The sequence below is a fragment of the Simiaoa sunii genome, from assembly GCF_014337175.1.
Lineage (GTDB): Bacteria > Bacillota > Clostridia > Lachnospirales > Lachnospiraceae > Acetatifactor > Acetatifactor intestinalis.
Map to the genome: position 1 here is coordinate 1,561,419 of NZ_CP060633.1, position 13,258 is coordinate 1,574,676.

General features: G+C 40.7%; 11 protein-coding genes, 1 pseudogene and 1 other annotated feature. Of the genes and pseudogenes, 11 read left to right on the forward strand and 1 reads right to left on the reverse strand.

From position 1 onward, the window contains the following. Positions 1-33: 33 nt before the first annotated feature. Complete coding sequence (locus H9Q77_RS07260; RefSeq protein WP_118693563.1) at positions 34-1,233, reverse strand: ribose-phosphate pyrophosphokinase; 1,200 nt, start codon at positions 1,231-1,233, stop codon at positions 34-36. A gap of 342 nt (positions 1,234-1,575) precedes the next feature. Here H9Q77_RS07260 and H9Q77_RS07265 point away from each other — a divergent pair, with 342 nt between their 5' ends. From H9Q77_RS07265 to H9Q77_RS16835, 11 genes and pseudogenes are all read left to right on the forward strand, one after another. Then, a complete protein-coding gene (locus H9Q77_RS07265; RefSeq protein ID WP_118693579.1) occupies positions 1,576-2,934 on the forward strand; it encodes a DUF512 domain-containing protein in 1,359 nt (452 codons plus the stop codon). 27 nt (positions 2,935-2,961) lie between these two features. Further along, positions 2,962-4,302, forward strand: coding sequence for a ribosome biogenesis GTPase Der (gene der / locus H9Q77_RS07270; protein ID WP_118547893.1), 1,341 nt, complete (start codon positions 2,962-2,964; stop codon positions 4,300-4,302). Then, complete coding sequence (plsY, locus tag H9Q77_RS07275; RefSeq protein ID WP_249327009.1) at positions 4,302-4,985, forward strand: glycerol-3-phosphate 1-O-acyltransferase PlsY; 684 nt, start codon at positions 4,302-4,304, stop codon at positions 4,983-4,985. The genes der and plsY overlap by 1 nt, the downstream gene beginning before the upstream one ends. Positions 4,986-4,988: 3 nt before the next feature. Next, on the forward strand, positions 4,989-6,002 hold the full coding sequence (locus H9Q77_RS07280; protein ID WP_118693566.1) for an NAD(P)H-dependent glycerol-3-phosphate dehydrogenase: 1,014 nt from the start codon (positions 4,989-4,991) through the stop codon (positions 6,000-6,002). A gap of 75 nt (positions 6,003-6,077) precedes the next feature. Then, positions 6,078-6,352: a binding site (T-box leader), on the forward strand. Between the two features lie 98 nt (positions 6,353-6,450). After that, positions 6,451-7,677 (forward strand): tyrosine--tRNA ligase, encoded by a 1,227-nt coding sequence (gene tyrS / locus H9Q77_RS07285; protein WP_249327010.1) that lies wholly within the window; start codon positions 6,451-6,453, stop codon positions 7,675-7,677. Positions 7,678-8,216: 539 nt separating this feature from the next. Further along, the gene (locus H9Q77_RS07290; protein ID WP_022153338.1) at positions 8,217-8,570 is read left to right on the forward strand and encodes a hypothetical protein; all 354 of its coding nucleotides are present in this window, start codon (positions 8,217-8,219) and stop codon (positions 8,568-8,570) included. 340 nt (positions 8,571-8,910) lie between these two features. Then, entirely contained in the window at positions 8,911-9,636 is a 726-nt protein-coding gene (locus H9Q77_RS07295) for a LytR/AlgR family response regulator transcription factor (RefSeq protein WP_117466466.1), read from the forward strand. Between the two features lie 3 nt (positions 9,637-9,639). Next, positions 9,640-10,944: a sensor histidine kinase gene (locus H9Q77_RS07300; RefSeq protein ID WP_249327011.1), complete on the forward strand. Its 1,305-nt coding sequence runs from the start codon at positions 9,640-9,642 to the stop codon at positions 10,942-10,944. Between the two features lie 382 nt (positions 10,945-11,326). Then, positions 11,327-11,848 carry a helix-turn-helix domain-containing protein gene (locus H9Q77_RS07305; protein ID WP_022154496.1) on the forward strand — a complete coding sequence of 174 codons (522 nt, stop codon included), beginning with the start codon at positions 11,327-11,329 and terminating at the stop codon, positions 11,846-11,848. A 4-nt stretch (positions 11,849-11,852) separates the two neighbouring features. Next, the gene (locus H9Q77_RS07310) at positions 11,853-12,545 is read left to right on the forward strand and encodes an LptM family lipoprotein (protein ID WP_178708366.1); all 693 of its coding nucleotides are present in this window, start codon (positions 11,853-11,855) and stop codon (positions 12,543-12,545) included. A 276-nt stretch (positions 12,546-12,821) separates the two neighbouring features. Then, positions 12,822-13,133, forward strand: a pseudogene (locus tag H9Q77_RS16835) (integrase core domain-containing protein); the annotation flags it as partial. Between the last annotated feature and the right edge of the window lie 125 nt (positions 13,134-13,258).

The following is a 13,258-nucleotide window of genomic DNA, read 5'->3' on the forward strand; positions in this document are numbered from 1 at the left end:
CATTACAGGCTTCTGCGTTTTTATGTTTGCTGGTTAAAAATGAAATTCATTCATATCTTTTCGGCTGTTGTATGCCTCTACAATACCATGAATCTTGTCGGTAGTGGCCATGACGTTAGACAAAGAAGCGTCATGGTTCATAAAGTCGATCAGGGAAGCAATAAATTTGCTCATATCGGCTTCTACGAAATAAGGTCTGGTGTAGATTTCGGGGGGCAGATAAGTGAGATTTGTAGTAATGACCTTATCGAAGTCCCCATGCTCATAAGCAGCATCGAAGTTCTTCAGCCCATCGGTGAACAGACCGAAAGTACAACAGATATAAACTCTTCGTGCATTCATGGCTTTTAACTGTCTGGCGGTATCCAGCATGCTTCCTCCCGAAGAGATCATATCGTCGATGATAATGATATCTTTGCCGTCAATGTTGTCACCTAAGAATTCATGAGCCACAATAGGATTTTTGCCATTGACAATGGTGGAGTAGTCACGTCTCTTATAGAACATACCCGTATCTACACCGAGGACGCTGGCAAAATAGATGGCACGGTCCAGAGCTCCCTCGTCCGGGCTGATGACTAACAGATGTTCTTTGTCCACGATCAGATCATCCTCGGAATTTAACAGTGATTTAATGAACTGATAAGGGGTAGTAAAGTTATCAAAGCCGTTCAGAGGTGTGGAATTCTGAACCCGGGGATCGTGGGCATCAAAGGTAATAAAGTTATCGATTCCCATATCTCTTAATTCTTCCAGTGCATAGGCACAGTCTAGGGATTCCCGGCCGCTGCGGCGATGTTGTCTGCCCTCGTAGAGGAAAGGCATGATCACATTGATACGTCTTGCTTTTCCGTTGCATGCGGCAATGACACGCTTCAGATCCTGGTAATGATCATCGGGAGACATATGGTTGGTATAGCCGTTCATGTTGTAAGTAATACTATGATTGCATACATCCGTTAAAATAAACAGATCCTTGCCACGGATAGTTTCACCGATCTGCGCCTTTGCTTCACCGCTGCCGAAGCGGGGTACATCCACGTCTACCAGATAATTGCTCTCGATATAGCCGTGAAAGGCAGGATCGTTTTTCACTTTGTCATTGTGGATACTTTTGCGGAATTCTACCATGTAGTCGTTGATGCGACGTCCCATTTTCTCTGCGGAAGGCAGAGCAATGATCTTCAAAGGAGCCACAGGCATGGCATTTTCCAGTTCGTGTAAATTAGGCATGATGTCCCTCCTGGACGAGATAGTTATGATGTCGGGGGCAAAAACCCCCGACTTTGATGCCTACGGATTGTTTCGTGCTACGCACTCTCACAATCCTACTCGCTATTCGCATATCGTGGGATTATCATCCCACTTTTATGTTCATATCGGGGCGGGTCATAAGGTCTTTCACCCACTCATGAGCAAGCTCATGTGGGCTTAGACCTTTTGCCCCTGGCATCATAGTTATTATAATATTGTAGAAATATGTCAAAGCGACAATTATTTTATATCATTATGCTAGTGACACGTCAAGGAATTTCTTGTACAATGGGATAGAAGAAAGTTAGTCAGGTGAATGAAATGAAGAAAAAAGAACATATTGTAAAAACAATAAAACCGGGCAGTATTGCAGAGGAACTGGAGATCACTCCCGGAGATAAAGTACTTGCCATAGATAACACGGAAATCGAGGATATTTTTGATTATCAGTTTCTCACCCAGGATACGTATATTGAAATGCTGGTGGAGAAGCCGGATGGAGAGCAGTGGCTATTAGAGATCGATAAGGAATTCGATGAGGACCTTGGAATCGAATTTGAGAACGGTCTAATGGATGAATACAGGCATTGTCATAACAAATGCATTTTCTGCTTTATTGATCAGATGCCGAAGGGCATGCGGGATACCCTGTATTTTAAGGATGACGATTCCCGTCTGTCTTTTTTGCAAGGAAATTATGTGACACTGACAAATATGTCAGACCATGATATCGACAGAATCTGCAGATATCATCTGTCGCCCATCAATATTTCCTTCCAGACCATGAACCCGGATCTGCGCTGTAAGATGCTGAATAACCGTTTCGCCGGGGAGGCACTGAAAAAGGTGGATATCCTGAATGAAGCCGGAATCCGGATGAACGGACAGATCGTACTCTGCAAAGGGGTAAATGATGGGAAAGAGCTGGAATTCAGTATTCAGAAGCTGATGGAGTACCTTCCGAATGTGGAAAGTGTCTCTGTGGTGCCGGTAGGGCTGTCTAAATACCGTGACGGGCTGTATCCGTTAGAACCTTTTAACGCGCAGGATGCAGGAGAAGTCATAGATCTGATCGAGAAATATCAGAAGATCTGTATGGAAAAGTATGGAACACATTTTATCCAGGCCAGTGATGAGTGGTATATTCTGGCGGGAAGAGAAGTGCCTGAAGAGGAACGCTATGATGGTTATCTCCAGCTGGAAAACGGTGTAGGTATGATACGACTGCTATTAGATGAATTCCATGACGGACTTGAGAGGAGAATTACAGAAAAACAGTCAGGTGCAGGTCTTCCATGGGAAGGCACCAGAGAAATCTCCCTGGCAACGGGAAAGCTTGCTTTTCCTTATTTAAAGAGAATGTCAGAAGAGGTGATGCAGGAATATCCGGGACTGCAGATTCATGTATATGAGATCGTAAATGAATTTTTCGGAGAGATGATCACTGTGTCCGGACTTTTGACCGGCGGGGATATTGAAAAACAGTTAAAGGGAAAAAAACTGGGAGATACCTTATATCTGCCCAGAAATGTACTGCGTAGTGGAGCGGATCTGTTCCTGGATGATGTAACGGTGCCGGAACTGGAAAAGTCTTTACAAGTGCCCGTGAATATTGTAAAATCAAGCGGATATGATCTTGTGGATGCGTTGCTTGGAATCAGTGATTCCGGGCAGGAATAAGAAGCAGGAGCAGAAATGGAGGAAATTATGGCAAAGAGAAAATCCAAGCCCATCGTTGCGGTGGTGGGACGCCCGAATGTAGGTAAATCCACCCTGTTCAATGCATTGGCTGGCGAAAATATATCGATTGTAAAAGATACGCCCGGCATTACCAGAGACCGTATTTATGCGGATATCCATTGGCTGGATATGACATTTACCCTGATTGACACCGGCGGTATCGAGCCGGACAGCAAGGATGTGATCCTGTCCCAGATGAGAGAGCAGGCGGAGATCGCCATGGAGACGGCGGATGTGATCATTTTCCTGGTGGATGTAAAGCAGGGACTGGTGGACGCTGATTCTAAGGTGGCGGACATGCTGCGCCGTTCCCACAAGCCGGTGGTACTGGTAGTCAACAAAGTAGACAGTTTCCAGAAGTATATGGCGGATGTTTACGAATTCTACAATCTGGGTATCGGTGATCCCCATCCGATCTCTGCGGTGAATCGCTTGGGAATCGGTGACATGTTAGAAGCTGTCACGGAATATTTTGATAAGGAGCAGGCGGAGGAAGAAGAGGATGACCGCACCCGTGTGGCTATCGTCGGTAAACCTAACGTAGGGAAGTCTTCCCTGATCAATAAGCTGCTGGGTGAGAATCGACTGATCGTATCCGATATCGCAGGTACTACCAGAGACGCGGTGGACACCGAGATCACTTATAACGGCAAGGAATACGTCTTCATTGATACTGCGGGACTTCGACGTAAGAATAAGATCAAGGAAGAACTGGAGCGTTACATGATCGTCCGTACTGTCAGTGCCGTGGAGCGTGCGGAGGTCGTGGTACTGATGATCGATGCGGAAGAAGGCGTTACGGAGCAGGATGCGAAGATCGCGGGAATTGCCCATGAGAGAGGCAAGGCTACGATCATCGTTGTGAATAAGTGGGATGCTATCGAAAAAGACGACAAGACTATTTACAAATTTACGGAAAAGGTGCGCAATACTTTGTCCTTCATGCCGTATGCGGAGCTTCTGTTCGTCTCTGCGAAGACGGGTCAGAGACTGCCCAAGCTGTTCGAGACCATCGATATCGTCAGCGAGAACCATGCCATGCGTGTGGCAACCGGCGTACTGAATGAGATTATGGCAGAGGCTGTAGCCATGCAGCAGCCCCCTTCCGATAAGGGTAAGAGACTTCGTCTGTACTACATTACCCAGGTAGCGGTAAAACCCCCTACTTTTGTTATTTTCGTAAATGATAAGGAGCTGATGCATTTCTCCTATACCAGATATATTGAGAATCAGATCCGGGAGACCTTTGGTTTCAAGGGGACGCCCCTCAGGTTTATCATCAGAGAACGAAAGGAAAAAGATCAATAATGGAACGTGTTATCTGTTTACTCATTGGCTATGTGTTTGGACTGTTTCAGACTGCATATTTTTATGGCAAGACAAAGGGAATCGATATCCGGAAGTATGGAAGCGGCAATGCCGGTACTACCAATGCCTTAAGAGTACTGGGAACGAAGGCGGGACTGATCGTGTTTGCGGGAGACTGTTTAAAATGTATCATCGCCGTATGCATCACCAGAGCCTTATTCAGTACCGGACATCCGGAGAATATTTATCTGCTGTGCCTGTATACCGGCGCAGGAGTCATCATCGGACACAATTTTCCGTTTTATATGGGATTTAAGGGCGGAAAGGGTATTGCTGCCACTGCAGGACTGATCCTGTCTTTCCACCCCTATTTTATCGTGATGGGGGTGGTACTGTTTTTCGGCGCATTTCTGACCACACATTATGTGTCGCTGGGATCACTGCTGGTATATGCCGGATTTATGATCCAGATGGTAGTCTGCGGACAGATGGGACTGTTCGGCGCCATGCCACAGTCACAGCTGTATGAAATGTATGCAATTACTGCATTTCTTACGGTTATGGCATATTGGAAGCACAGACAGAATATTGTCCGCCTGATCCACGGGAACGAGAGGAAGACCTATCTGTTCAAGAAAAAGGCTGCAGAAGAGCAGACGGAAATATCCGGGGAGGATAAATAAGCTATGGCAAAAGTATGTATATTGGGTGGCGGAAGCTGGGGCATCGGCCTGTCAGTGGTATTACATAAGAACGGACATGAAGTGACGGTATGGTCTGCAGTTCCCGCAGAGATTCAGATGCTTCAGGAGAAGCATGAGCACAAGATGCTGCCGGGAGTAAAGCTCCCTGAGGATATGATCTTTACTACGGATGATAAATCTGCGATCGAGGGTAAGGATCTGTTAGTTATGGCAGTCGCAAGCTCCTACACCAGAAGCACGGCACACCGCATCAGCCCGCTGGTGGCGAAGGGACAGAGAATCGTCAGTGTCTCCAAGGGAATCGAAGAGCATACCCTGATGACCCAGGCACAGATCATCGAAGATGAGATCCCCCAGGCACAGGTAGCGGTACTGTCCGGACCGACACATGCGGAGGAAGTCAGCCGTGGTATCCCCACGACGATCGTAGCGGGTTCTAAGAGTAAAAGCTGTGCGGAATATGTGCAGAATCTGTTCATGAACGAGGTGTTCCGTGTCTATACCAGCCCGGATGTATTGGGCATTGAACTGGGCGGTGCCCTGAAAAACGTAGTAGCGCTGGCTGCCGGTATTGCCGACGGACTGGGCTACGGAGATAATACGAAGGCAGCTCTGATCACCAGAGGCATTACCGAGATCGCCAGGCTTGGTACTGCCATGGGTGGTAATTTCGAGACCTTCTGTGGTCTGACCGGTATCGGAGATCTGATCGTGACCTGCGCCAGCATGCATTCCCGTAACCGTCGTGCCGGTATCCTGATCGGGCAGGGCAAGTCCTACGAGGAAGCCATGAAGGAAGTACAGATGGTGGTAGAGGGTGTGTATTCCGCTAAAGCGGCCATGGAACTGTCAAAAAAATATGACGTTCAGCTGCCTATTATCGAGCAGGTAAATGAAGTGCTCTTTGACGGTAAGCCCGCAGATCAGGCCGTAAAAGAACTGATGCTTCGTGACAAGAAGCTGGAAGTATCCCACCTGCCCTGGCCGGAAGAATAAATCGTATTTTTGGTGTTGACAGAAAAACGCAAACTGGCTATAATAAGCTCATGTTTAGCGCAAACATAGGATAAGAAGAATGCGATGAAGGGAAGAAGTACTGTTCCTCCACTTCTGACAGAGAGTAGCCGGCAGGTGAGAGGCGCACAGAAGCAGAGCAGGAATACATCCCGGAGCAGCCGGTGGAAAGAGAAGGATCAGATGATTTTTATCAGAGGATCCCGAACGAGTAGATCAGGACGGCAGGCACCGATATCGGCCGAAGTATTGATAGATACTTACTGAGCTGTCAGATGTGAGTCTGGCGGGAACATTAGGTGGTAACACGAGTGATCAAGCTCGTCCTTTTGAAAAAAGGGGCGGGCTTTTTTAGTGCCTTTTGAGCCGAATCCCCTAAAATGTAAAAAAGGCATACAGGGTAAAAAGAGCACAAAAAGGAGAAGAGAAAATGACAGTATTTGATGAATTAAAAGCAAGAGGACTATTGGCACAGCTGACAGATGAAGAGGAGATCAAGGAACTGATCAATAATGGAAAGGCTACCTTCTACATCGGTTTTGATCCTACTGCAGACAGTCTTCACGTGGGACATTTCATGGCCCTGTGCCTAATGAAGAGAATGCAGATGGCAGGCAACAAGCCCATCGCTCTGATCGGTGGAGGAACTGCAATGATCGGTGATCCCTCCGGCAGAAGCGATATGCGTACCATGATGACCAAGGAGACCATTCAGCATAACGTAGACTGCTTCAAGAAGCAGATGAGCCGTTTTATTGATTTCAGTGATGGTAAGGCACTGATGGTCAATAATGCGGACTGGCTGCTGAATCTGAATTATGTGGAACTGTTAAGAGATGTGGGAGCACACTTCAGCGTTAACCGTATGCTGACCGCAGAGTGCTACAAGCAGAGAATGGAGAAGGGCTTAAGCTTCTTAGAGTTCAACTACATGATCATGCAGAGCTTTGACTTCCTGACCTTATACCAGAAATACGGCTGTAACATGCAGTTTGGTGGTGATGATCAGTGGAGCAACATGTTAGGAGGCACCGAGCTGATCCGCAGAAAGCTGGGTAAGGATGCTTATGCCATGACCATCACCCTGCTGTTAAATTCCGAGGGTAAGAAGATGGGTAAGACCCAGAAGGGTGCCGTATGGCTGGATCCCAACAAGACTACACCTTTCGAGTTCTACCAGTACTGGAGAAATGTATCGGACGCTGATGTCCTGAAGTGCCTGCGCATGCTGACCTTCCTGCCTCTGGAGCAGATCGATGAGATGGACAAATGGGAAGGAAGCCAGTTAAATCAGGCGAAGGAAATTCTGGCATACGAATTGACCAATCTGGTACATGGCGAGGAAGAGGCTAAAAAGGCACAGGAGAGTGCAAGAGCACTGTTTACCGGCGGCAACGCCGCAGAAATGCCTACCAGTGAGCTGACAGAGGCAGACTTTACCGATGGTAAGATTGATATTCTCGGTGTTCTGGTGAAATCCGGACTGTCCGCATCCCGCAGTGAAGCAAGACGTGCCGTAGAACAGGGCGGTGTTGTCGTAGCGGATGAGAAGGTTACAGATGTGAAGACCGCTTACGCTCCCGAGCAGTTTGACGGAGAGGGTCTGATCGTCCGCAGAGGTAAGAAGAACTTCAAGAGAGTCGTTATGAGCAAATAAATACAGGATCCTACAGACAGGATCTTCCGTAAAATACGGAGGGTCCTGTTTTTATTTTACAGGCAAATCTCCTTTGGAGAACCGTAGAATTGATACATGCCTATTTTATTCTGGACGAAACTGAGACTTGAACGGATATAGTTGATCATTTTCTGCAAAAAACAGTTACTTTCTGCAAAAGATATTGTTTGTAATGAAAAAAAATATTACTATTTAGATAAAGAGATATATAAATATTAAAGTGTTTTGCAAAAAGTCATGAGTAGGCGGATGTGTTGCAGAGTTTATTTATGCAGAGGGATATTCTGCGGAGCATACAAGACAATTAATTTCTATTGCTGATAATGACGATACTATACAAAATATTTCTTATGATGAAGAGGGAAATATTGATGAAATTGATATTTATAAGTATACGCCATACACATGTGCCAGTAATGAAAGCACTCATTCAGCCAATGTTCTATTTTTAGAAATTTATAATGGAAAAATGTTATCGAATTTTCCGTTATAGTTAGTAATAATGACAGGAGACAAAAATGTCTAAAAAATATTTACTGATCAGCATTGGAATTATTGTAATAGTTATTTTTAGTATATGCATAAAGTGTGGGAAAAATGATTTGCCAACGACCTCTATGATGGACGCCGAAAGAATTTTGCAAGAGTACTTGAAAAGTGCTAATCAATGGGAAGAAGAGTATAGTCTTGAACCAACCGATCCGGTTGTTGGTGAAATTGATAATAATGAAGTGTATAGATTCGAAGTAAGATATAAAGAAAATGTTGAGGAGGTTGGAAGCAGACTGATTAATAACTATGCAATAACGATGGATGGAAAGACTATTTTTTTGTATGATCCCGCAAACGATCAGTGGATTATTCAAAAATGAATATAAGCAGATAATAATGAAGACTGAAAACATATCTATGGTTTTCAGCCTTCATTTTATTATCAAAAATTAATATAATGTAATTTTCAACTTCCTGTGATAAATATTTGAGTTCTTCCAAGCTATTGATTTTGAATTTCAGTCGTACTAATATGACATTACAGAGTGCCAAAATGATATATCAAGCTTGCTATTCTGACTTATATCAAATAATTGGAAAGTATAGACAGTCTTATTCTAAAGAATTTCTTATTTGTTTTCAAAATAATTATTGCAGCATAAACGAAAAACAGACGATATTGACACCCATATAGTAAAAAAGTAAGGGAAAGGGGAAATTATGTTACGAATAGCAATATGTGATGATGAAAAGTTGTTTAGAGAAAATATTAAAAAATATGTATTAAAATATTTATCCGAAAAGGATATTTCATCCGAAATTGATATGTTTAATTCGGGGAAAGAATTACTTGGCTTGGGGACAGATTTACTTGGCTATAATATTATTTTTCTCGACATTAATATGGATGAGATAGATGGAATTATGACTGCACACAAAATTAGAGAGTATAGTATGGATATATATATTGTATTTGTAACTGCTTACGTAAATTATTCATTAGAAGGTTATAAAGTAGATGCGACAAGATATTTATTGAAAAATACTATTAATTTTGATGAGTCTATATATGAGTGTATGGACACAATTTTACATAAAATGAATTACATTGTATTAAAAAAGTATTTTAAATTTAACGAATGTGAAAAAAATGTACAGGTTGATAGGATACTATATATAGAAAGCAGATTGCATAAACTTGAGTTTCATATTATGGAAGATAAGGTTTTGATATATACATTGTATGCAACATTAAATGATATGGAAAGGGAAATGATGGAATATAAATTTATAAGGATTCATCAGAGTTTTCTGGTAAATCTAAAACATATAAAGAGTATTACAGGCTATAGTGTAATACTGAATAACAATCAGAAACTTGTTGTACCAAGAGCAAGGTATAAGGATGTTAAAAGTGCATTTATTGCATATAAAGGAGAAGTGTAATTTATGTTTACATATTTTTTTAGTTTAGCAATAATTGCATTTGAAGTTATTTGCTGCAAAATATTTTTTGAAAGTTTTTGCGATAGCTCTGGGGAAAATAGAAAGTATAAAAGAACAATATTATTAGTTTTGTTGATTGCAATTTATTATATATGCGGGTTTACATTATCAAAATGGATTGTCCTTAAGCAACTATGTGCAATAATGTCAACTGCTATTATCATGCGATTCTATTTTGAAATAAGCTTAGTAAAGTCTGCGGTGTTTGCAATATTATATCAAGGATTATTGATGTTAGTGGATTATTTAGTTTATGCAGGAAATAGTGCAATCGTATCCAGAGAGGGAATAGTAACTCAAGAATATGCACTTGAGGGGAATTTAATTATTATTTTTAGTAAAGTTATTTCTTTTCTTTGCATCATACTAATAAAAAAACAATTTGGCAAAAAGTCAACAGAAGTACTGACAGACGCCGAATGGACAAAGTTCCTTTTTTATCCTGTATTTACTATTATTACAATAATTACATTACTAATGGAATTTCAATATACTGAAAATGAAATGCAAGCAAATGTTTTATATTCTATTTCGTTTGGAATGGTGGTAATGAATGTATTTGTATATTATTTAATTAATGATATAGTCATTCGGGATGCAAAGCTGCATGAAAAGGAAATGCTTGAATTGCAGGTTAAAAATCAGATTCAGATGTATCGATCTGTTTCGGAAAACTTTGACATACAAAAAAGAAAATCGCACGAATTTAAAAATCAAATATTGTGTATAGAAGCGTTGCTCAAAGACAAAGAATATGATCGGGCAGTAGATTATGTTAGTAAAATCAGTAAGGGCTTTTTCAAAGAGCGAAATGCAATAAACACGAATCAAGTAGTAGTAAATGCAATTTTAAATACAAAATATGAAGAAGCTATTAACAAGCATATAGTCTTTGTCTTTAAAGTTAATGATTTATCTAACATAAAAATGGAAGATGAAGATTTGGTTGTGATTTTGGCTAATCTGTTAAACAATGCAATTGAAGCCTGCGAAAATTGCATTGGTAAAAAAGTAATTAAGTTCAAGTTTATGATGGAAGAACAGATGATAATTTTATCAGTAAAAAATACATGTAATCAAATGATTATATATCATAATAATGAAATCGCTACTACTAAAATGATAAATCAGGATGAGCATGGTGTAGGAATAAAAAACATTATAAGAATTGTGGAAAAATATAATGGGGAATATGTAATTCAAAATGATGAAGATCAATTTTACTTTTCTATTATTATACCTTTATGAAGAAAAAACATTAGGTAATCAAAGGGATATTATTGAGTCCTATTAATTAGAAGGTGATTCAAGGAGGAGATTTGTTGTCAATTTCTGCAATAAATGTTCACTTTCTGCAGAAATGATTGAACAGGCAAAAAAAATTCTTCATCAGCCTAAAAGACCTAAAAAATAAAAAGGCATTAAATAACAATTTATTAAGACAATTATTTTGAATAGATATTTAAGTGATTGTCCATACATAAGGTTTTAAATGCCTTTATATGAACACTTAAAGTGCAGAAAAACAAGCAATTTCATAAATGTTATTATTTTGAGCGCAAATGTAAAGCAATGTTGATAGAAAAAATTGTTTATTTTATTTAAAATTGCTCTTAAAGGAGGACACAAAATGGAAATTGGAAATAAAATCAACCAATTAAGGAAACTTTCGGGAATGACACAAGAACAATTAGCAGAAAAACTTAACGTATCCAGACAGACTATTTCCAAATGGGAGTCAGATAGCACTTCCCCTGATTTAGAAAGTATCGTTAAAATAAGCAGAATTTTTCATGTGTCATTAGATGATTTGCTAAAGGAAGGAGAAGCAGGTGTGGCAAACAAAACTGATGAGCAAATAACTTTAGAAGATTTGATGAAAATAAATCTTCATAACAGAAAAATGACGCTGTTGCTAATTAGTGGTCTGATTTTTATTATGGTTAGCATATTAAATTTCGCCTATGTAATTGCGCTACAAAGCACAACACTTAGTACCCAGTATATGCTATACCGATATATCGTTACAGGACAATACGAAAATGCCCCTATTGATTATATGCGGTTAATGATACCGTCTATTATTGCGGCAGCAATCGGAGTGATATTGTTCATAAGTTATACCATTGAAAGAAGAAAAAAAGGAGACTGAAAATATGTATAAGGCAAAGAAGTTTATTTCATATATGGCTTTATGTGTGTTAATCTTTTCTTTATGTGCATGTGGAGAAAAAGGTAGTGAAAACGCTGCTATTTATGGAGAAACCGTCGGAGGATTGGAAGATAATGAGCTTTTTGCAATTATTGATACAAATTCTTCTTTACCTGTTTTACTTGTTACCTCACAAGTATATAATGACGGTTTGGGAAATCAGGCAGCACTTAATTGTGATGTATATTATTTGATAGATAAAGAAGTTAAAAACATAGGAACAATAGAAAGTATGGGAACAGCATATCCTATCGCCTATGATGAAACAGGTATTTATGCTGCTTCCGGTCACGATATGCAGCGTTTTGAAATTGAAAAATCCGGTTCGCTCAGACTGGCAGAGGGGATTTATGAGCAATTTGACGAAAGTGGAAATGCTGCTTATACCATGAAAAAAGGAGAGGAAACAGATGTAATTACAGAAGAAGAATACTATGCAGCTTTTGAAAAATACAGCAATGCTACCATAGTAAATTTCTCTTATGGTGCATCGGACGCTGGCAAGGCAGAAGTGGTAACTAACAATGAGCTGGAACCCCGTCAAGGAAATATAGCAGAAGATGTCAATGTACTAGAAATTGTACAAGAGACAGCCTCGGAATTTGCAGTCAAAAAAATGGAAACTTCTTATTTTTGAAAGGCAGGACAATGAAATTTTTTATGCCGCTACTTTGGTAGAAAATGATTGTGCGCCGGAGATGATATTTTTACAAACGACTTACAGACAACACTTAAAGAATAGCAAACCCAGTCGAGCCAGTCAACGGCAAGATGAACGGCTCTTGCAGAGCCGCCGTTGACAGCCCCGCCCGGTTTTGCAGTTAGGCAGTCAAGGAGCGACAGCCTAAAGTGCTGCCGCCCCTTACTTTTATGATACAGCATCAACTTTGGAAGTATATCCTGATGCTGTATCAGAGGAACACAGTACACAAGTGAGTTATATCGTAAAGCAATCAGCAAATATGGCATTCTCCAAAGCATGAACAGTGCTGGCGGCAGATGCCACGACAATGCCAGATGCGAAAGCATGTGGGCAAGATTCAAAGAAGAATTACTTTATGGACGTTATGATACCACTTCAATGACAGTAGAACAGTTAAAAACACTCATCTGGAGATATTTCATCAGCTATTGGAATAACCGAAGAATCTGCTCTGCTAATGGTGGCTTACCTCCGATGATTAAGCGTCAACAATACTACGATTCATTACAGGAGGCAGCATAGGTCGAACATCCTTGAGAAAAAAGTGTAAACCAATATTGACAATATCAGGTTGGTACTATTTAATGAAAAAGATATCTATATTGTGCTGAATGAGCACAATATAGATATTTTTTTATAGATATTTT